The sequence below is a fragment of the Candidatus Pseudothioglobus sp. Uisw_016 genome, from assembly GCF_048087635.1.
GTDB lineage: Bacteria > Pseudomonadota > Gammaproteobacteria > PS1 > Pseudothioglobaceae > Pseudothioglobus.
Genome location: NZ_CP159806.1, coordinates 1,296,118 through 1,317,489 on the forward strand (window position 1 = coordinate 1,296,118; position 21,372 = coordinate 1,317,489).

Annotated in this window: 19 protein-coding genes and 1 other RNA gene; 7 read left to right on the plus strand and 13 right to left on the minus strand. The window is 36.7% G+C overall.

Going from position 1 to position 21,372, the window contains the following annotated elements; genetic code table 11:
* The first annotated feature begins 3 nt into the window (after positions 1-3).
* Positions 4-1,182 carry a M24 family metallopeptidase gene (locus ABXT69_RS06575; protein WP_416677496.1) on the plus strand — a complete coding sequence of 393 codons (1,179 nt, stop codon included), beginning with the start codon at positions 4-6 and terminating at the stop codon, positions 1,180-1,182.
* Here the strand turns inward: ABXT69_RS06575 and ABXT69_RS06580 are convergent.
* From ABXT69_RS06580 to ABXT69_RS06620, 9 genes are all read right to left on the minus strand, one after another.
* Positions 1,175-1,678, minus strand: coding sequence for an Lrp/AsnC family transcriptional regulator (locus ABXT69_RS06580; RefSeq protein WP_416677497.1), 504 nt, complete (start codon positions 1,676-1,678; stop codon positions 1,175-1,177). The two genes, ABXT69_RS06575 and ABXT69_RS06580, sit on opposite strands and share 8 nt — an antisense overlap.
* Positions 1,679-1,787: 109 nt before the next feature.
* A complete protein-coding gene (locus tag ABXT69_RS06585) occupies positions 1,788-2,519 on the minus strand; it encodes an aspartate/glutamate racemase family protein (RefSeq protein WP_416677499.1) in 732 nt (243 codons plus the stop codon).
* A gap of 6 nt (positions 2,520-2,525) precedes the next feature.
* The gene (locus ABXT69_RS06590; protein WP_416677501.1) at positions 2,526-2,855 is read right to left on the minus strand and encodes a DMT family transporter; all 330 of its coding nucleotides are present in this window, start codon (positions 2,853-2,855) and stop codon (positions 2,526-2,528) included.
* A gap of 62 nt (positions 2,856-2,917) precedes the next feature.
* Entirely contained in the window at positions 2,918-3,646 is a 729-nt protein-coding gene (locus ABXT69_RS06595; RefSeq protein ID WP_416677503.1) for an opacity family porin, read from the minus strand.
* Between the two features lie 8 nt (positions 3,647-3,654).
* Positions 3,655-4,479 (minus strand): hypothetical protein, encoded by an 825-nt coding sequence (locus tag ABXT69_RS06600; RefSeq protein ID WP_416677505.1) that lies wholly within the window; start codon positions 4,477-4,479, stop codon positions 3,655-3,657.
* Between the two features lie 23 nt (positions 4,480-4,502).
* Positions 4,503-5,387, minus strand: coding sequence for a hypothetical protein (locus tag ABXT69_RS06605; RefSeq protein ID WP_416677507.1), 885 nt, complete (start codon positions 5,385-5,387; stop codon positions 4,503-4,505).
* The gene (locus tag ABXT69_RS06610; protein ID WP_416677509.1) at positions 5,387-6,283 is read right to left on the minus strand and encodes an inverse autotransporter beta domain-containing protein; all 897 of its coding nucleotides are present in this window, start codon (positions 6,281-6,283) and stop codon (positions 5,387-5,389) included. Before ABXT69_RS06610 ends, ABXT69_RS06605 begins: the two co-directional genes overlap by 1 nt.
* Positions 6,284-6,364: 81 nt before the next feature.
* Positions 6,365-6,716, minus strand: an RNA gene (rnpB, locus tag ABXT69_RS06615) — RNase P RNA component class A.
* 65 nt (positions 6,717-6,781) lie between these two features.
* Positions 6,782-8,278, minus strand: coding sequence for a fumarate hydratase (locus tag ABXT69_RS06620; RefSeq protein WP_416677510.1), 1,497 nt, complete (start codon positions 8,276-8,278; stop codon positions 6,782-6,784).
* 83 nt (positions 8,279-8,361) lie between these two features.
* Here ABXT69_RS06620 and ABXT69_RS06625 point away from each other — a divergent pair, with 83 nt between their 5' ends.
* The 4 genes from ABXT69_RS06625 to mrdA are packed head-to-tail and all read left to right on the plus strand — an operon-like array spanning position 8,362 to position 12,549.
* Entirely contained in the window at positions 8,362-9,393 is a 1,032-nt protein-coding gene (locus ABXT69_RS06625; protein WP_416677511.1) for a rod shape-determining protein, read from the plus strand.
* A 25-nt stretch (positions 9,394-9,418) separates the two neighbouring features.
* Positions 9,419-10,222 carry a rod shape-determining protein MreC gene (gene mreC / locus ABXT69_RS06630; protein ID WP_416677513.1) on the plus strand — a complete coding sequence of 268 codons (804 nt, stop codon included), beginning with the start codon at positions 9,419-9,421 and terminating at the stop codon, positions 10,220-10,222.
* Positions 10,215-10,682, plus strand: a complete 468-nt coding sequence (gene mreD / locus ABXT69_RS06635) for a rod shape-determining protein MreD (protein WP_416677515.1) — start codon at positions 10,215-10,217, stop codon at positions 10,680-10,682. The genes mreC and mreD overlap by 8 nt, the downstream gene beginning before the upstream one ends.
* A gap of 13 nt (positions 10,683-10,695) precedes the next feature.
* Positions 10,696-12,549: a penicillin-binding protein 2 gene (gene mrdA, locus ABXT69_RS06640; protein WP_416677517.1), complete on the plus strand. Its 1,854-nt coding sequence runs from the start codon at positions 10,696-10,698 to the stop codon at positions 12,547-12,549.
* Between the two features lie 11 nt (positions 12,550-12,560).
* On the opposite strand, the gene tgt is transcribed toward mrdA, so the two are convergent.
* From tgt to recA, 3 genes are read right to left on the minus strand one after another with little or no spacing between them, the layout of a single operon-like run.
* Positions 12,561-13,661, minus strand: a complete 1,101-nt coding sequence (tgt, locus tag ABXT69_RS06645; RefSeq protein WP_416677518.1) for a tRNA guanosine(34) transglycosylase Tgt — start codon at positions 13,659-13,661, stop codon at positions 12,561-12,563.
* A 36-nt stretch (positions 13,662-13,697) separates the two neighbouring features.
* Positions 13,698-14,123 (minus strand): regulatory protein RecX, encoded by a 426-nt coding sequence (locus ABXT69_RS06650; RefSeq protein WP_416677519.1) that lies wholly within the window; start codon positions 14,121-14,123, stop codon positions 13,698-13,700.
* Positions 14,098-15,147 (minus strand): recombinase RecA, encoded by a 1,050-nt coding sequence (recA, locus tag ABXT69_RS06655; protein WP_416677520.1) that lies wholly within the window; start codon positions 15,145-15,147, stop codon positions 14,098-14,100. The genes ABXT69_RS06650 and recA overlap by 26 nt, the downstream gene beginning before the upstream one ends.
* Positions 15,148-15,195: 48 nt before the next feature.
* Between recA and ribD the strand changes: the two genes are divergently transcribed.
* Together ribD and coaBC are read left to right on the plus strand one after the other, a co-directional pair.
* Entirely contained in the window at positions 15,196-16,239 is a 1,044-nt protein-coding gene (gene ribD / locus ABXT69_RS06660; RefSeq protein WP_416679574.1) for a bifunctional diaminohydroxyphosphoribosylaminopyrimidine deaminase/5-amino-6-(5-phosphoribosylamino)uracil reductase RibD, read from the plus strand.
* Positions 16,236-17,429, plus strand: a complete 1,194-nt coding sequence (coaBC, locus tag ABXT69_RS06665) for a bifunctional phosphopantothenoylcysteine decarboxylase/phosphopantothenate--cysteine ligase CoaBC (RefSeq protein ID WP_416677522.1) — start codon at positions 16,236-16,238, stop codon at positions 17,427-17,429. The genes ribD and coaBC overlap by 4 nt, the downstream gene beginning before the upstream one ends.
* A 442-nt stretch (positions 17,430-17,871) precedes the next feature.
* Here the strand turns inward: coaBC and dnaE are convergent, their stop codons facing one another.
* Positions 17,872-21,282, minus strand: coding sequence for a DNA polymerase III subunit alpha (gene dnaE / locus ABXT69_RS06670; protein ID WP_416677523.1), 3,411 nt, complete (start codon positions 21,280-21,282; stop codon positions 17,872-17,874).
* Positions 21,283-21,372: the final 90 nt, after the last annotated feature.

Consider the following 21,372-nt stretch of genomic DNA (forward strand, 5'->3'; position numbering starts at 1 on the left):
ACAATGAAACAAGAAAGAAGAAGATTTTCTCAAGAGGAGTACCTTGATAGACAATTAAAGACTCGCAAGTCAATGAATGCTTTAAACGTAGAAGTTTTAATTGTTTATGACCCTGCTAATATGTTCTGGTTAACGGGTTATGATGGCTGGTCATTTTATGTTCATCAATGCGTTGTAATTACAACAGATGGTGGTCTTTTTTGGTATGGCAGAGGGATTGATGCAAAAGGGGCAGAACTTACTACAGACCTTGAGTTAAATAATATCCTCTCATATCCAGATGATTATGTGATGAGCCCCGAGAGACATCCAATGGAGTTCCTTGCCATTATCCTAAAAGAAAAAGGTCTGCATAATAAAAGAATTGGCCTAGAAAAAGATAACTATTACTTCTCTGCTAGAGCCGCAGAGTCATTATATAGCTCACTTTCTGGAGCAACTTTTAGTGATCAGACAGGGCTAGTAAACTGGCAAAGAGCCGTTAAATCTGAAACTGAAATTACTTATATGAAGCGTGCAGGTAAAGTTATTGAAGGAGTTTATGAAAGGGTTATGCAGGTGGCAGAACCTGGAATGAAGAAAAATGACTTAGTTGCTGAAATATATCACGCAGGCGTTCAAGGACACCAAGGCCATTATGGAGACTATGCGTCATTCGTTCCTCTTATTGGCGCAGGAGAAGAAGCAGCGGCCTGTCATATGACATGGAATGATGAGCCACTAAAAAATAATGAAGGTATGTTTTTAGAGCTTGGAGGAGCGTACGCAAGATATCACTGCCCCTGCTCAAGAACTTTATTTTTAGGAACGCCCCCTCAGCAGTACTTAGATATTGAAAAGGTTATTAATGAGTGCATTGTAAATGCTATCGAGATGTTCAAGCCGGGCAATACCTGCGCTCAGATTTCAGACAACTTTACAGCGACTCTGAAAAAATATGGCTATGAAAAAAATAACCGATGCGGCTACCCTATTGGTTGCAGTTACCCACCTGACTGGGGCGAGCGCACAATGAGTCTTCGAGGAACTGATCAAACAGTTTTACAAGAAAACATGACATTTCATTTTATGCCCGCGATCTGGTTTGATGACTGGGGCTTTGAAATGACTGAGAGTATACGCGTTGGAAGTAATGGCGGTGAATGCCTCTCTAACGTTCCAAGGAAGTTATTAGTTAAATAAGGTTTTTCTTCACTAAGTCTGACTTTTTGATTAAGCCTTCAGGAATAACATCAGTATCTTTGATTTTATTCAAGACTGCATAACTGAAATAACGCCTCATGCCAATATCTGCCTTTAAGACTCTCTTAATGAATTCTTGATAACCAGTAACGTCTTTAACAAGGACCTTTAATATGTAGTCTAGACCTCCGCCCACAGACCAGCATGAGAGTACTTCATCAAAGCCCAGTATAGCTTCTTCAAATCGTGCAAACTGGCCTTGCTTATGACTCTCAAGTTCGACCTCAGTAATCACTAGGTGAAAATTATCTAAAAATGAAGAGGACAGTCTTGCGCCGTAGCTTTCAATAATCCCAGCCTCCTCTAATCTTTGAAGTCGATCCCAGGAAGGGGTAAGTGATAAATTAAGCTTTTCTGCAAGAGCGGTTTTAGTTATTCTTCCTTCTTTCTGAAGAATAACCAGTATTTGAATGTCTCTTTCATCAAGCTTATGCATGTAACTATTATGACTCTAAATGGTATTTAATTTACCAAAAAAATTCACTGCTGTGTGAATTAATGATATTAATCAGTACTTTACAGGCCTTAGAGATACTTTAGTCTAGCTAATTAAGACTACCAATAATTTGAGAAATTTGATCAAAAGTAGCCTGGTTTGAAGTAAAGACTGGTTTACCAATAGCCGCTTCAATTTCAGGAATTATTTCTGCTGATCTCATTGCTGTGCACGATATAAAAATCGCATCCGCATCCTCATGAATTGCTGCCTTTGCTGCTGCAATGATTTCATCAGCGGGGAGCATAGCAACATCTCTGTCATCATCCATATCCATATGCATTGACGACACCATTTCAACACCATTGCGCTCTAAATAGCCCCTCAAAAGAGAGGAAACTTCTTCGCTATAAGGCGTTAGAACACTAATCTTTTTAAAGCCTCTCGCCTTAAAATTTGCAACAACCGCTTGAGAAGTAGAAAGGACTTTTGCAGTTGGCTTGCTTTCATGAATTGCAGACTCTATTGCCTCATCGCCAACAATGGATGATGAAGAGGTGCAATTAAATACAACTAAGTCGAGATCATAATTAGGAAGTATTAGTGCTGCAGCCTCGGTCAAATCATCGCCAATTGCAGCTAAAGACTCAGGGGTCATAGGGTTTGCAAAATGAATTCGGTTAAAATAAAAGTCATAGTCTGGTTTTTGCTCTGTGTACATCCTTACAAAGTCACGCTCAAAGGTGAAATCTGTATTTAAGACTATCAGTCCTACTGATGACCTATCCCTTCTCTCACTTAAGGAGTCAGATATTTGATATTTTTTTGATTCTATAGTCATAATAAATTAATGTTTAATTGATGTTGAGAATAGGTGCATCACTACAACGCCTGATATTATTAAACCCATTCCAATAATTGATGCAAGATCAGGCATCTCTTTGTAAACAAATGCACCAACGAGTGCAACTAAACAAATACCTAGGCCAGACCAAACAGCATACACAATACCTAATGGCAATTCCCTTAGAGCGAGAGTCATTAACCAGAAAGAGATAAGATAAAAAATTACTAGAAATGTGGTTGGTACTAGTTTAGAAAACTCTTCTGTAGCCTTTAAAAGAGTCGTTCCAGCAACCTCAGCTGCAATAGCAAGTGCTAAGTAAAAGTAAGTCATAAAAATTAAAGTGACTGTAAAAAATCACAGTATAACCTTAAGAAATAAATTTTACAAAAGATTTAAAAGAAGACTCGATAGTCTATTGAATAGAGGATATTTTTAAACTCTGTCTTGTAGCCTTGAGTGAAACTGCGAAAAGAGTCGCCATCACAATCAAGATTTTGAGACTTAACTGAAGCCCCAAAACCCTTTAAAAACCCTGAATTAGCAAACACACCTAGATTAGGGTTTAGTCCCCAACAGGTAGCCTTTGTCTCTGGACCGCCCACACCATAGCTGCCAACTCCAGAAACAGTTGGGTAATTAGTATTCGTTACTTTTCCAGAAAAATATGAAACATTTAAACCTATATAAGGGGTAAAGCTTGACGAAGTATCAAACCTATAGCTTGGACCTAAATTAAGAGTGGTGCCCTTTGTTGTGAATGTTGGAAAAGGCGTAACAACATATCCACCCTCAAAAGTAGCTGCCGTATCTTTAGTCTTCATGCTGCTTTCAGTAATTCCAGCATTAAAGTAAATGTTGTCGTTAATTTTTCTATAGTAATCAACACTTATAGCATAGTCTTTATTAGTTATAGTGTTATTGTTGAGCGTGCCTTTTTTAACGTTTGTACCCAGGTTGAATGGAAGAGCAGTATGCATACCGCTTGCAGAGGTGAGGGAGCCATTAGCAGAAACCGTAATGCCGAATGAGAGCTCATTAACGCTTTGATCAGAAGAATCTTCAGCAATAACACCAAAAGAACACAATAAAAGTAGAGTAATTTTCGAAATTTTATGTTTCATAATAAATCCTATTCTGTAATAGTAATTTGAACTTTTACATGATATGGGGTAATCGCACAACTTGCTCCATTATTATAATCAATAGCGTTGAGAGACATACTTGTGCCGAATGCCATATTTATTTTTGGCGCTACTTCAGAGACCGTATATGGTTTGCTTAATGCATATATAATTGAAAATTCTTCATCTGAACTGGTTACATCTTCAACGCTTATTCCAAAAAAACCTTCTTCAGTAACAGGCAGAGCAACGTTATAGGTTGACCAAGTATAGGTAGAAGTACAATCAGTACTTAAACATAGTTTAAATAAATTTGCTGCATTTTGACTAAGACCACCGCTACTCGTAGAAAAATAATATGAAGCTAGAGTTGGACTGCCAGTCATTTTTCCAGCAGGCACTCTTTCATACTTACTAGCACCGTTAAGGCCTGCATTAGAATCAGTATGACAAGTATAAGTGACCCCCCCACTAGAAACAGGGACTGATCCTTTAAGCTTGATTTCTCTTGAAAGTGTTGGCTTAATATGAGTAAAGGTAGTTCCTATTGGAAGGCCTTTAGTTGAAGCGAAAGTTGCAATAGCCTTTGAAGGCAATACCGATGTAACATCAAACTCCAAGGAGCCTGTTCCTACTGTAACTGCATCGTTACAAGTAACATCGTACACAGATGTATTTGGAGCGCCGGTACAAAGCTCCAGCTTTTTCAGAGTTAATATATAAGCATCAGGTCGAGCACAATATCCCACGTCATCATCAATACACCCTGCAGCTTTAACTTGAAAAGAAATTACGCTCGATACTATTAAAAACAGTAAAGGAAATTTATTCATAATTTCCCCAATGAAGTCAAAGTCTAATCAGTAATAGTAAATTTAGCTCTCACATAGTATGGCGACAAAGCACACGTTGCTCCGCCGCTAGCTAAGCCATTTAAAGAGCCTTCAGCTCCAAAAGCAACATCAATTTTTGGCGCTGTAGGTCCGACTGTATAGGGCGCTGAGAGAGGAACTATCAAGCTTAAGTCAGTATCTGTAGAGGTAACATCTTCAATTGCAATTCCATATTGGGGATTAGGTGGCAGCCATTTATTCATAGTGCCATCAGCACCGCCCTCTGAAAATCCAATCGCGCTCGAACAGTTCTGAGTAGTACACATCCTATATGGATGTGCGCTCACAGTATTTTGACTAAGCGTACCCCTATCAGTTGCATCTCCACTGTCTGTGTTAACATAAAAAGTTTGCAGAGTTGCAGTCCCAGATGTCTTGCCAGCTAACATTCTTTCGTATTTATTACCGCTACCAGCAGTGGCAGCCGAGTCTGTACTACAAATTCCTTTATAGGCTTCCCCAAAAGTAATAGTTACTGAGCCTCTCAACTTCATTTCTCTTGAAAGTGTCATCTTGATGTGGTTATATGTTGTGCCAATAGGCAGGCCCGTTGTAGAGGCAAAAGTAGCAATCGATTGTCCAGCTGCCACTGAAGTTAAGTCAAAGGTAAGACTTCCAGTCCCTACCGTTACTGCGCCAGTACAAGTAACGTCATATGAGCTTAGATCTGCGGTTGTATTTACCAATGATGCAGGTGAGGCAGTACAAAGCTCTAATTTTTTAAGCGTTATTATGTATTCATCAGGTTGGGCGCAGTCACCATCTTGAGTAACAGCACACGCTGCAGCACTCGCTTGTAAAGAAATTGAGCTCAGTAATAGAGCCAATAGTAAAAATAATTTATTCATTAGTCAAGCCTCGAAATAGTTACGCCAACGCCTTCAGACTCAAGCGTAATTTTGTTTGATCGTTTTACCTTTGATAGGAGCTGTGAGCTCATATCACCCTCTGGGAAGGCTTCATCTGATATAAAGTCTGTTGAAGCTGCAGGGCCTTCTCTAGCAGGGAAAACAAAGGATATTTTTGCAAAGTTATCTTTCTTTTGGATGTTGTTATCATCAACGCCTAACTCCATAATTACATTGGGAGTAAGAAGCAAGTCAAAGCTGAGCTTGTCACCCTTTGAGTTTTTAGAATTATTAACCTTCTTCCACTCATAATGCGTTAAATTAATTTTTGCCCAAGGAAGATAGGGGATCTGACCACTAACACTCATGTCATTACCATCAAGCGCTCTTTCTTTAAAGTCACCCACCGTCTTTTGTCCAGAGATTGCTTCGTAGTGGTTAATTAAAACGTCAAAAACTGCAGTCCTAAATTCAAAACCTAGGCTGTATCTTGAGTTACCCTTCGCATCATAGTCAACAAAGACGTTTCCACCAATCATTGATTTTTTATTATCTGATAGTGTCCTATAACCTAGACCAATGTTTGTTGTCAGTCTACTTTTACTTCTAATTTGAGTATTACTCAGTTGCAGCTGAACAAACCAAGCATCTTTGCCTGGATGAACAGATATTGGCCTTACCGTCATAATTGAAAATTCTGGTTTACTATCTTCTTTAGCACTAAACTCAACTTCAGTATCACCCTGACCACCGATAACACTAGCAATAGAAGAAGCAATGCCCGAAGACATACTTGAAAGTAAGCCTTGCTTTATAGCGTCAGATTCATCTGCATATGCATATGAACTAAAAATAAAGAGCATAAGTAGGGGTATTTGTAATAGTTTATTTTTCATGGTTAATTTAGATTTATATATTCCGAGGGCATTTTATAGTAGAAGAACTTTGATGTATATAATCCAAAAAGAACTACAAAAAAGTGAAGTTGGCCTATAAGCCGGGTTCTGTTCAGCCGAAGCCTTGATAGTCATTCATCTACGGTACTTGTCACCAAGCATCTTTAGCACTCTACCCGAAGACAACGCGAGCAGCGCCAATGCCTCCCTATTTGAGCTTGCTCCAAGTGGGGTTTACCATGCCACACTTATCACTAAGTGCGCGGTGAGCTCTTACCTCACCATTTCACCCTTACCTATCGAAACAGGCGGTTTATTTTCTGCTGCACTTTCCGTCGCATCACTGCGCCTAGCCGTTAACTAGCACTTTACTCTTTGGAGCCCGGACTTTCCTCCCAGCACAATTGCACTCGGCGACCATCCGGCCAACTTCAAGAAAAAATTATACGCTAGGAATGTTCTATTTAAAGGCGCACTATGGCCAACTAAAAACTTTATCTAACTCTGAAAAGTTAAAGGGATATTGTTTAGCACATTATGGATATTTTCACCATCAGTATCAACTGCAACAGTTACCGGCATATCTTTAACTTCAAGCTCATAGATTGCTTCCATACCCATTTCTTCAAAGGCTAACACTTTTGCCTTCTTAATGGATTTAGAAATCAAGTAAGCTGCACCGCCAACAGCAATCAAATAACTTGCCTTATGTTTTTTAATACTTTTAATAGTTGCTTCACCGCGCTCAGCCTTACCAATCATTCCTAAGATTCCTGTGTTTTCAAGCATCATGTCAGTAAATTTATCCATCCTACTCGCGGTTGTTGGGCCTGCAGGACCGATCACTTCATCACCCACAGCGTCAACCGGCCCAACATAATAAATAAATTTATTGTCAAAGTTAACGCCTTTAGGAAGTCCCTCGCCGCTATCAATCATGGATTTAAGGCGCTTATGGGCAGCATCCCTTCCAGTAATAATTGTTCCAGACAAAAGCAGTGTATCACCAATATTCCAATGCTCCATTTGTGATTGATTAAGGTTATTTAAATCAACTTTTGTATATTTAGAAACGTCCATCTCCAAGTCTGGATAGAGACTTAAATCAACCTCAGGAAGTTCAGCAACCCCTGAGCCATCTAGCGTAAAGTGAACATGCCTCGTAGCTGCACAGTTTGGGATCATTGCAACGGGTAGAGAGGCTGCATGCGTTGGGTAATCCTGAATCTTAACATCAAGAACAGTCGTTAAACCGCCCAGACCCTGAGCACCAATACCGAGCTCATTGATCTTATTAAATAAATCAATTCTTAGGGCTTCTATTTCAGTGGGATTACTTTTATCTTTAATTTGATTAATATCGATTGGATCCATGAGTGCAGATTTTGCCATTAGCATTGCCTTTTCAGCAGTTCCGCCCACTCCTATTCCAACCATTCCTGGAGGGCACCAGCCCGCACCCATTGTTGGAATTGTTTTCAGAACCCAATCTGTGAGATTATCATCAGGATTTAGAACTGTAAACTTTGATTTGTTTTCAGAGCCACCTCCCTTAGCAGCAACCGTAATATCTAATTTATTTCCTTTAACTAATTTGGTATGGATAACAGCAGGAGTATTGTCTTGAGTGTTTTTTCGACTAAACAATGGATCACTAACAATTGAAGCCCTTAAGCGATTATCAGGCTCATTGTAGGCTCTCCTTACCCCTTCATTAATCATCTCTTCAAGGGTAAGCTCAGACTCCCACTGAACGTCCATTCCAACTTCAACAAAAACGTTAACAATCCCAGTGTCTTGACAAATTGGCCTCTTACCCAGCGCGCACATTTTAGAGTTTATTAAAATCTGAGATATCGCATTTTTTGCACTTTGATTGGTTTCTCTTTCATAAGCTGAAACCATTGCACTAATAAAATCTGGCGAGTGATAATAAGATATATACTGAAGAGCAGAGTGGATGCTATCAATTAAGTGGTCTTGTTTAATGATCATATTTTTTCTAATGTCTAGTATACACAGGCAGGATATATTATAATCTACCTTCATTTTAATCATTTTCTTGCTAGGATTCCCTTATGTTCAATTTATTCAATGGCCAAAATCTATCGATCGATCTTGGAACAGCTAATACACTTATTTATATGGACGGAAAAGTAGTCCTCAATGAACCTTCAGTTGTTGCATTAAGGCATGAAAAGGGCGCTTTAGATTCAACAGTCATAGCTGTCGGTCAAGAAGCAAAAAATATGCTTGGAAGAACTCCTGGCTCAATTGAAGCCATTAGACCAATGAAAGACGGCGTAATTGCTGACTTTAAGGTCACTGAAAAAATGCTTCAATACTTTATGAAAAAGGTTTTAAAAGCAGGATTTTTCTCCCCCAGCCCCAAAGTATTAATTTGTGTCCCTTGCGGCGCTACTCAAGTTGAAAGGCGTGCAATTAAAGAAAGTGCTGTAGGCGCTGGAGCAAGAGACGTTTATCTTATTGAAGAGCCTATGGCTGCTGCCCTTGGTGCTGGTATGGCCATTGACAAAGCCTCAGGCGCAATGGTCCTTGATATTGGCGGTGGAACCTCTGAGATTGCCATACTATCTTTAAATGGAATTGTTTATTCTGACTCCCTAAGAGTTGGAGGAGATGTTTTTGATGACACTATTATTAAATTTATAAGAAGGGTCCACGGCATTATTATCGGTGAAGCCACAGCTGAGCAAATCAAAGAAGAGGTTGGAAGCGCTTTCGAATCTAAAATTATTCGTAAGAATGAGTTTAGAGGACGCGCAGTTTCTACTGGTTTGCCTGTTGCTTTTGAAGTCACTAATTCTGAGATATTAGAGGCTTTGAGTGAGCCTCTTGGAATGATAATCAGCGCCCTAAGAACTGCGCTTGAGCAAACGCCTCCTGAATTATCATCAGATATTGCGCAAAATGGTCTAGTTATTACTGGTGGTGGTGCGCTTTTAGAAGGCGTTGATAGGCTTATTCATAATCAAACTAATCTGCCTGTTACTATTGCAGATGATCCGCTTACCTGTGTTGCAAGAGGCGGAGGAATTGCCCTAGAAATGATTAATCAACATGATATGGGATTTTTAGCTGCTGAGTGAATAAAAATAAGTCGAGGAATCAACAATGCGACTTTTAAAAATTTTCGTACCAGTACTTCTTTCAATAATCTTAATTGTATTAGATACACGTTTCTCTTACCTAGATAATTTTAAAAAATTTACCTTAACTCTTCTCAGCCCAATTTATATAATTGTTGATTTGCCCAGCCAAGTTATTAATTGGGTCAACGACAAGGGCGCTGATAATGAAACTCTAATTGGTGAAAATGATTATCTAAAAGGTCAATTAATTGAACTTAAAGCAAGGCTTCAGACCTACAACAATTTAGCTTTAGAAAATCAAAAAATTTCAGGACTATTAGATTCAAGCTATGAAATACCAAATAATGATGTTTTGCTTGCACGTGTTAAGTCAATCTCTCAATCTAGACTATCCAACAAAATAGTTATTGATAAGGGTTTAAATAATGAAGTGGCTCTATCTCAACTTATCATTGGCTCAGATGGGGTAGTGGGTCAAGTTACACAAGTTACTCCTTTGTTCTCAACGGTTCGTCTTCTCACTGATCCAACCCAATTTATGCCCGTTAAAAACTCAAGAAATGGAATTCGAGGTATCACCAAAGGAATTGCATCAAATGAAAAAGGCATGATAGTTGAGTATGTGCCATTAGACTCAGATGTTAAAGTTGGAGATTTATTCCTTACTAGTGGAATTGGTAATTCATACCCATCTGGCTATCTTGTTGGAAGAGTAGGCTCAATTGATGATTCACTAGATGCCTCATTCTTATCAATTAAACTTCAACCAGCTCAAAATATGAACAAATTAGAAATGGTTCTTATTATTAAAGGAAAAAATGACTAATTCAAATCACTTCTTTCTTTTAGTTAAAATATCTATTATTGCATTTATAATTGGTGCAATTTCGCTTCCGTCATCTCTAGAGCTTGCATCTCCTTTTTGGTTGTTACCTTTTTTTGGCTACTGGGTTATTTATGCAAATGGTAAGAATATCTATACTATTGCATTTACTCTTGGAATATTACTTGATATCTTTCAGGGAGGGGTCCTAGGTCAAAATGCTCTAGCTCTATTGCTAAGCTCTGCTTTTATTTTAAATGTAAAGAAATCTTTTTTTGTTTCAAATTTAACGACTCAGCAGGTTTATATTTTTTTAGGATCTCTAATTTATTTGATTATATTTTTATTGGTCCATCAATTAACTCAAGGCCTAAATTTTGAGTGGCTGATATTACTTTCTCCATTTATTAGTGCAATTTTATGGCCCTTAATTCGCTCCTTATTAGCAAAACTTAGTCAATAATTAAGTTAAAGATATGGAAAAAATTGGAAACATTAAGCGCGAAAAAATAGTATTCAAATCAAGAGTAATTTTTTCTGCAATCATAATGCTTTCGATTACTCTGATCTTAATAGTAAGACTCTTTAATCTTCAAGTAACTAACCATGAATATTATGTTGAGGAGGCACTTGGCAATCAAATGCAAAACCTTCCTATAACACCAATCAGGGGTGATATTCTAGATCGAAATGGGAAAATATTAGCCACCAATGAATTTTCATATATATTGACGATCACTCCAGAAAAAGTAACAAATTTAAACGAAACATTGATAGGATTAGAAATAAGTGACTTGATAACTTATGAAGATATTAAACAGTTTAATAAAAATTTAAGTCGCTTTAAAAAATTTCATAACATACCCATAAAATTCAATCTCTCTGAGTCATCAGTCGCTTCATTCCTTGTCAACAATCAGCAATCTGGAGTTGAGATTGAGCCATATTTTCATCGCGTTTATCCTTATGGAGAATCGAGCGCTCATCTCATTGGATACGTCTCTTCAATAAGTAAAAAAGATAAAAGTAATTATGATAAAAAAAATTATAATGGTACAAATTTTGTTGGTAAAACAGGGATTGAAAAACAATATGAAAATCTACTTCATGGACAATCTGGTATAAAACAAATCGAGAGAAATGTTGCTGGCAGGATAGTAGATACTAAAATTATTACCCCCTCTGTAGCCGGACAAGATATCTACTTAAATATTGATATAGAACTTCAACTTAAGGCTGAATCGCTTCTTGGAGATAGTAGAGGAGTTATAGCACTTATAAATGTTAAAGATGGGTCAGTACTCAGCCTAGTAAGCACTCCTTCATTTAATCCCAATTGGTTTGTTAATGGAATTTCAGCCGAAAGATATAATGAGCTCACTAGTAACCAAAACTTTCCACTTTTTGATAGAAGTATTAAGGGCCTCTACCCTCCTGGTTCGACTATCAAGCCAATGGTTGCTCTTGCTGGTTTAGAGCTTAATAATATAACTATTAAAGATAGTACCTTTTGTCCTGGATACTACAAGTTAAATAATTACTCTAGAAAGTTTAATGACTGGAAACGAACTGGTCATGGGAAAGTAGATGTGATTGAGGCTATTGCTCAATCATGTGATGTATTTTTCTATGATTTAGCTTTCAATATGGGCATTGATCAAATTCATGATAGCCTTTCATATTTTCAATTTGGCAAAAAAACAGGAATTGACTTACCAGGAGAACTTGGCGGCATCCTTCCCTCCAGAGAATGGAAAAAGATTAATAAGAACGAGCCTTGGTATAGAGGAGAAACTCTTATAACAGGAATTGGCCAAGGTTTTATGACTACAAGCCCTCTTCAACTCGCTTTAGCAACAGCAGCTATAGCAAACAAAGGTCAGTTATTAATGCCCCAAGTAATGATGCATTCTCAATCAAAAAATGGCGATTTATTTGAAGAACAAACCCTAAAATCAAGTCAAATACCTATAAAGGATATCAATAATTGGGAGCTAATTATTGAGGCAATGAAGCAAACGGTATATGGCAAATTTGGGACAGCTAAAAGACTTAACAATAAGCTTAAATATAGCCTAGCGGGTAAAACCGGAACCGCGCAGGTTTTTGGTCTTGACCCAGAAGAAGAGTATATTGCTGAAAATATTGAAGAGAAATTAAGGGATCATGCTCTCTTTACTGGATTTGCTCCAATTGAAGACCCACAAGTCGCAATTGCTATTATTGTTGAAAACGCCGGAAGTGGTAGCTCAAAAGCAGCGCCTTTGGCAAGAGAACTATTAGACGAATACTTTATTAAAAATCCAGTTGAGCTAAATACACTAAATTAGATTAAATCTATTTATAGCTTTTCAGCATAGAATTTTTTTCTAAAGTCAGAAAATGTATTACTCTTAATTGCAACTCTAATTGACTTCATCAAATACTGGTAATAGAAAAGATTATGAAGGGTATTCAGGCGGGACCCTAGAATTTCATTTGATTTTTGTAAGTGATGAAGATATGCCCTTGAATAATTTTGACAAGTTGAGCAATTACAATTAGGATCTAGAGGGCTAGTATCTTTCTTATATTTTGCATTTCGAATTTTTACAACGCCCTCTGAAGTAAATAAGTATCCATTTCTTGCGTTACGAGACGGCATTACGCAGTCGAACATATCGACCCCAGCTGCGACACCTTCAACAAGGTCCGCAGGAGTTCCAACACCCATGAGATACCTTGGCTTATTTGAAGGCATATAATCAGGTAAATAACTGAGAACATCCATCATTTCTTCTTTTGGCTCTCCAACGGACAAACCTCCAATAGCGTAACCATCAAAATTCATCTCAACTAATGACTCAGTTGAATGAAGGCGAAGCTCTTTATGCATTCCTCCCTGAATAATTCCAAAAAGAGCATTCTTATTGTTGAGTTTATTATGCTCTTCTAAAGATCTTTTTGCCCATCGAAGTGAAAGCTGCATAGATTGATCAACAACATTTTTTTCAGAGGGATAAGCCGTGCAATCATCAAATATCATAACAATATCTGAGCCCAGTTTATACTGAATTTGCATAGACTCCTCAGGGCCCATAAAAATTGCTGATCCATCCTTTGGTGATCTAAATTTAACGCCCTGCTCAGTTATTTTCCGCATCTTGCCCAAGCTAAAGACTTGGAACCCACCAGAATCAGTTAGTATTGGACCATGCCAATTCATAAATTCATGTAGATCACCATGAGCCTCAATCACTTCTGTAGTTGGCGTTATTGACAAGTGAAATGTATTTCCTAGGATAATTTCAGCGCCTAAATCCCTCACCTCATCAACAGTCATTGCCTTAACTGTTCCATAAGTTCCAACGGGCATAAAAGCTGGAGTATTAACCTCACCACGCTCAAAAATGAGCTTACCTAGACGCGCTTTATTATCTGTATTTTTAAGTTCAAATTTCATAGTAAGGTTAGAAAAAAATCTGTTTTATTAGCTTTATTAGAATGCTTGATTTATTTCATCAAACCCAAAGCCTCTCGATTGTAAAAAACGTTTTTGCTTAGACTTTTCTTTATAGTCTAAAAATTTGCTGTCTCCAAATTTTTTATGCTTAACGTCTTTTGCAAGCTCAAACCAATTAAATAAAGTTAAATCAAACTTACTAACACCTCTTGATTTAAGCTCCATAGAAATTTTTATAGGCCCTTTGCCTTGATTAAAGCGCATAAGTATAAAAGCCTCAGAAAACCTTTCATCACTCTGATATTTTTGCTCAGCTAATAGAGTGATGCTGTCATTAATAACAGTGTCATCAAAATCTTTAAGATTTAATTTTTGTCTTAATTCTAATTTGGAGTGCTCTCGCCTCATTAACATCTTTAATGCAGCTGCGTAGCATTTACTCTGCTGACTCTGTTTCGTCATTCTCGCTCTTTATGGGCTGTATTTCGTCATTTTCCTTGCTCATTAATTTCTCACGAATTTTTGCCTCAAGCATTTGACTCATTTTAGTATTCTCTTTTAAGAAGTCACGAGAATTATCCTTACCTTGGCCAATTCTTTCCCCTTCAACACTATACCAAGCTCCTGCCTTTTCAACAAAACCATGCTCAACTCCTAAATCAATTATCTCACTCTCTCTAGAGATGCCTTGATTATATAAAATTTGAAACTCAGCTTTTTTAAATGGAGGAGCTACTTTATTTTTGAGAACCTTAACACGAGTTTCATTACCAAGAATTTCATCACCTTTTTTAATAGCTCCAATTCTTCGAATGTCAAGTCTTACGGAGGCATAAAATTTAAGTGCATTTCCGCCAGTTGTAGTTTCAGGATTACCAAACATCACACCAATCTTCATTCTAAGTTGATTAATAAAGATTACCATAGTGTTAGTTCGCTTTATATTGGATGTTAGCTTTCTTAATGCTTGTGACATCAGCCTAGCTTGTAAGCCCATATGCGAGGCGCCCATTTCGCCTTCAATTTCAGCTTTAGGAGTTAACGCGGCAACTGAGTCAATGACAACAATATCAACACCTCCAGAGCGAACCAGCATATCTGTAATTTCTAAAGCTTGCTCACCAGTATCAGGCTGGGAAATTAGAAGATCATCTGTATTTACGCCTAATTTTCTTGCGTAAGAAGGGTCTAAAGCATGTTCTGCATCAATAAATGCCGCCGTTCCACCCAATTTTTGCATTTCAGCAATTACATGAAGAGTCATAGTTGTTTTTCCTGAAGACTCAGGACCATAAATTTCAACAACTCTACCTCGAGGTAACCCGCCAATTCCTAAAGCTATATCAAGGCTTAAACTACCTGTTGAAACAGCTTCAATATCACTTCTCGCCTCTTCATCACCCAAATACATGACAGACCCTTTTCCGTACTGTTTTTCAATTTGTCCAAGTGCTACTTGTAGTGCTTGTTTTTTCTTTTCATCCACTCCGTTCTCCCGCGTAAAATGATAATAAATTTATATACAATTATTATAATGGCTTTCACTCATCAAGATACAGAATGTATGACTCTTGCACTCAAACTTTCTCAGTTTGGTCGCAAAGCTGTTGGTGCAAATCCAATGGTGGGATGTGTGATTTCTCGTGATGATAAAATTATTGCCCAAGACTACCATCGCCTTTATGGTGAGGCCCATGCAGAGGTAAATGCCTTAGAAAAAATTAATTTCAAAGGTGAGAATACTAAAGTATATATTACTCTTGAACCATGCTCTCATTTTGGCAAGACGCCGCCTTGTGTTGAGGCACTTATTAGGGCTAGAGTTAAGAAAGTTTTTATTGCAATGCTTGACCCAAATCCATTAGTTTCTGGAAGTGGAGTTAGGTCGCTTCAAGATAATGGGATCGAGGTTGAAGTTGGGTTGCTTGAAGTGGAAGCTAATGAAATTAATCGCGGTTTTGTCAAAAGAATGACGAGTGGCTTACCTTTTGTAACATCAAAAATTGCAATGAGCCTTGACGGAAGAACAGCAATGAAGAATGGGGAGAGCAAATGGATTACTTCTGAAGCTTCTCGAGAGGATGTACAAATACTGCGAAGCTTAAATCAGGCCATTTTGACAGGCTCAGGCACAATCAAAAACGATAACCCGATGATGACTGTTAGAGCTGAGAGTGAAGATTCAAACCCACTTCGTGTTGTTATTGACAGTAATAATGTTATTACTGATAAATCTCTTAACATTTTTTCATCTGATGCTGAAACCCTAATTTTAAATAACAATAATTCAGAAATACTTGCTAATGGAAAATTAGATCTAAAATCTGCGCTTATAAAACTTGGGGAAATGGGGATTAATAATTTACTTTTAGAAGCTGGTAGCGGTCTTAATGGTGCAATGACTGAGGCTGGACTAATTGATGAGTTTGTTATCTATACCGCTCCATTGATACTTGGAAGTGACGCTAATCCAATGATAAAAATTCCTTTAACAAAAATGTCTGACAAAATTAAACTTAGTATTATTGAGGTTAGTCAAATAGATTGTGACATTAAAATTAGGGTCACTGTCAAATGAATAACTTAACAAACAAAAGAATTCTATTAGGGGTTAGTGGTTCTATTGCTGCCTATAAATCACCTGACATTGTTAGAAGGCTGCAAGATTTAGGTGCAGAAGTTAGAGTCATTATTACGACTGGGGGTAGAGAGTTCGTTAGTGAACTATCACTTCAAACCATTTCAAAAAATAAAGTTCATGACAACCTCTGGGACAAAGAAGCAGAGCTAGCAATGGGCCACATTGAACTCGCAAAATGGGCTGATGCAGTAATCATAGCTCCAGCATCGGCAAATACGATAGCCAGACTTTGTCATGGTAAGGCAGATGACCTACTATCAACAGTAATTCTTGCAACAAATGCCTCTGTATTAATCGCCCCATCAATGAATCAACAAATGTTTGCATCAAAAGCGATTAAGGAAAATCTCAAGATACTTAATAATAGAGGCGTGGTAACAATAAATCCTGGATTTGGTGAGCAAGCTTGTGGAGATGTAGGTGAAGGAAGACTAGCAGAGCCAGAAGAAATTGCAAAACAAGTAGCAAATATGTTTTCAGATAGCGCTCTTAGTGGAAGAAAAGTTCTCATAACAATAGGGGGAACTATTGAAGCAATTGATCCAGTAAGGTATATATCAAATCATAGTAGCGGAAAAATGGGAATGGCTCTTGCTCATGCATGTATTCAAGCTGGAGCAGAAACAACACTGATAATTGGATCAATATCAGTTGAAATAGAAAAAAGAGCTGAAGTAATTTACATTACTAGTGCTAATGAAATGTTTAATGCAGTAATGAAAAAAATAGAAAATCAAGATTTATTTATTAGTTGTGCCGCAGTTGCAGATTTTAGGCCAACAAAAATAAGCCATAATAAGATTAAAAAAGACGGAAAATTAGCAGTAATTGAGCTTACAAAAAATAAAGATATTTTAGAAAGTGTTTGTAAGCTTAAAAACAAACCTGTCTGCATTGGATTTGCAGCTGAAACTGAAAATTTTCTTGCCAATGCAAGAGCTAAATTAAAGAATAAAAAGTGTGATGCAATTATTTTAAATGACATTTCAAATAGTGATATTGGGCTAAACTCAGATGAGAACGAAGTTCACTTTATATCACAAGAAAAAACTGAGAAAATAGATAAAAGTAGTAAACAAATTATTGCAGAAAAGATAATAAAAAAAGTTACAAAATATTTTTTCTAAACGCTATAAATGCTTATAAATCAAGGGATAATCGACTTACCCACAATACTGTGGATAACTCTGTTGATATCTCAAAATTCAGATATAAATTAAGCTTCAGACTAACAATTTCTATGGTTTTGGTTAATAAATAATCACATCGATTTTTTTGTTATAAATCAATGACTTAAATTTTTAAAAATTTATAAATTTATTTCTACTTTAGAGGGCAATCTACTAAATTATTAATTCGCGGATAACTTTTTCGGTTTTGCCCTTATAGGCTGGGCTTCAGAGACTAAATTAGTGAATTTAAATCTCTATTCATACTCAATAATAAAAGGTTTATTTTTGAGATAAATTAAATTAATTAATGCCTATAAAACTTCCAAAAATTTAACGCAGTTGAAGGCCTTAATATAGCTCTTTAAGCCACTAATTATAGACAATTTTGTGTTTTTATTTAATATATGATTTGATATTTTCCATGACCAAATTTTTTCTCAATTGAATCTAAAAACTCTCGATTTAATGAAACATCAAATTCTTTGGATAGAGGGATCTTTCCAGATGAATTAGTCGACTGATATTCTATAATTACTGGGCACTTTCCTGGATATTCTTTCAATAATAAGCACAGCTTGAGATACTCATTTTTGTTCTCTTCTGATAAAGTAATTTTTAGATATTTAGCATATTTTATTTGAACCCTATCCACTGGATCTATTCGGTCTACTACAATCTGCCATTGCTCTCTAAAATCTTTATTTACCTTTCCAGAAACTACAACCACTTCATCTAATAATATATGTTCGCTATTTTCTGCAAGTTTTTGTGAAAAAACCGCAGCATTAATTCTTTTCTCTCCATCTTCAATAGTTAGGCTTGCCATTTGACCTCGTCTTGTATTTCTATAGACAATGTCAGAAATAAGCGATAGAACCCTCACTTCACGATTATTTCTAAATATCAAGTCTTTTGGTAAAGTGCAAACTATTGATTTTAAATCAGATTTATACCAATCTGTAGGGTGGCGCTCTAGATAGTAACCCATTACATTTTTTTCAAACTTCATTACATTTTTAAAAGAAAGAAACCCACTTTTTATGTATTTTTTTTCATACTCAGTATGGCTATTCACTTCGGCAAAAAGGCTATCTTGGCCTCTTGATAAATCGCTTTGTCTTTGCTCTGCTTGCCTCACTGCTCTTGGATACGTCGTAATTAATGTTGCCCTCTTAATGTCAAATAAATCAAATGCCCCACTATATATTAAAGCCTCAATAGCCCTACGATTTAAGAATTTTTTTTCTATTCGAAAACACAAATCAAAAATATCAGAATAATTTCCATTTTTTTCTCTCTCTAAAACTATCTCTTTGACAAGTGCTTCTCCAACTCCTTTGATAGCCCCTAGTCCATAAACTATTGTTTTATTATTAGTAATGCTAAACTCATACTCAGATTGATTAATGTCTGGCGCAATAACTTCAACCCCATTTTTCTTAGTCTCTCCAACTGTAAACGCAACACGGTCTGTATCATCCATAACTCCTGACAAAACAGCAGCCATAAATGGAGCTGGAAAATGAGCTTTAAGCCATGCTGTTTGGTATGAAATATAGGCGTAAGCAACTGAGTGAGATTTGTTAAACCCGTAACCTGAAAACTTATCAATAAGATCAAATATTTCATTTGCCTTACTTTCTTCAATATTCTTTTCAGCCGCTCCCTTTACAAAAACTTCACGCTGCTCTGCCATTTCCTCAACTTTTTTCTTACCCATCGCTCGGCGTAAAATATCTGCACCACCTAAAGAGTAACCGGCCATAACTTGAGCAGATTTCATTACTTGCTCTTGATATAGAAATACCCCATTTGTGGGCTTTAAAATTTCCTCTAACATCTTATGTGGATACCTTACTTTTGCACCATGTTTTACTTGTATGTAATCATCTACCATGCCAGCATCTAGTGGGCCTGGCCTATAAAGCGCCAACATAGCAACAATATCTTCAAAAGAGTCAGGTTTAAGCTTCTTTAAATAGCCTCGCATACCATCTGATTCAAGTTGAAAAACTCCAGTAGTATTACAATCTTGGAGTAACTTAAATACCTTTGGATCATCAAGCTTAAGTTTATCAATATCAATCAAACTCTCACTTAAGCCTTTTTTAGCTATAATTTTTACCGCTTTATTTATTACGGTTAGGTTTGATAATCCCAAAAAGTCAAATTTTACAAGTCCTACAGCCTCGACATCATCTTTATCGAATTGAGAAACAACAACATCTGACTCATCAGACCCTTTATAAATTGGGCAAAAATCACTAATTTTACTTGGCGCAATAACAACCCCACCAGCATGAGTACCAACATTCCTAATGAGGCCTTCTAAATCTTGAGATAAATCAATAAGTGTTGAAACACTTTCCTCTGAATCATATCTTGCCTTCAATTCATTGGAATCCTCTAATGCCTTACCTAAAGTCATTTTTAATTCATTTGGTATCATCTTAGAGATCTGATCACTAAAACCATAAGGATGTCCTAATACCCTTCCTACATCTCTCACTACACCTTTAGCTGCCATGGTTCCATAAGTAATAATCTGTGATACTTTCTCTGAGCCATACTTGTTAGAAACATATGCAATAACTTCATCACGACGATCTGTACAAAAATCAATATCAAAATCTGGCATAGAGATTCGCTCTGGATTCAAAAACCGCTCAAATAAAAGATCATGCTGAATAGGGTCTACATTGGTAATAGAAAGTGCCCAGGCTACAAGAGAGCCAGCACCTGAGCCCCTACCTGGACCAACTGGAATTCCATTTTCTTTAGCCCATCTTATAAAATCAGAGACAATTAAAAAGTAACCTGGAAAATCCATTTCAAGGATTACGGATAATTCAAAATTAAGCCTTTCAAAATAACTCTTTTCATTTACATTAAGGTCTTTAAGTCTTACTTGAAGCCCTTTATTTGACTCCTCACTAAAAAATTCAGCTATAGACTTTCCTTTTGGTGTTGGAAAGGCTGGAAGGTAATTCTTTTCGAATAATTTAAAGTGTAAGTTACATCTTTTGGCTACTTCAGAAGCATTTGCTATTAACTGAGGATAGTCTTTAAATAGTTCAGACATTTCATCTGCAGTCTTTAAATATTGACTATTGCTAAAAAATTTTAAACGCCTGGAATCATCTAAAAGTCCTCCCTCAGCTATGCAAATTCTAGCTTCATGAGCATCAAAATCACTTTTACTTAGAAACTGTACATCATTAGTAGCAACAACCGGGATCTCTAACTTTAATCCTAATTCAATAGTAAGGTTAAGGAGATTTTCATCTGAATGTCTATCAGTTCTTTGTGCCGAAATATAATATCGGTCATTAAAAATAGATTGCCAGTGTTTAGCTTTAGTATGGGCCAGCTCTAGCTCATTTGTCAAAAGCAATTGAGAGATGTCTGAGCTGATTGGAGTTGCAATCATAAGTAGACCGTTATGGTGAGAAATTAATTGCTCTTCTGTAACACTAACAATTGAAATTCCTTGCTCATTTAGGTAGGCCTTGGAAATAAGCTCTGAAAGATTTAAGTAGCCCTCATGGTTTTGACAAAGCAAGAGCACTTCATAATGCCCTAAATCAAAATCTATGGATATTTTTGCGCCAATAATAGGCTTGATACCAGCCTTAGTTGCTTTTTGATAAAATTTAATCGCAGAAAAAAGGCTCATATCATCAGTTAAAGCAACACTTTTCATACCCGCTTCTTTAACACTATCTACTAGTTTTGAAACACGAACTAAGCTATTCTTTACAGAATACTCACTTTGACATTGAAGGTGAACAAAATCCACAGAACTCATTTATCCGAAAAAAAATATGAAATTTACTGATCTATTTTACAAACAATTTCAATAATAACTTTTAGCTTTCAACAATTATATATCTGAAAT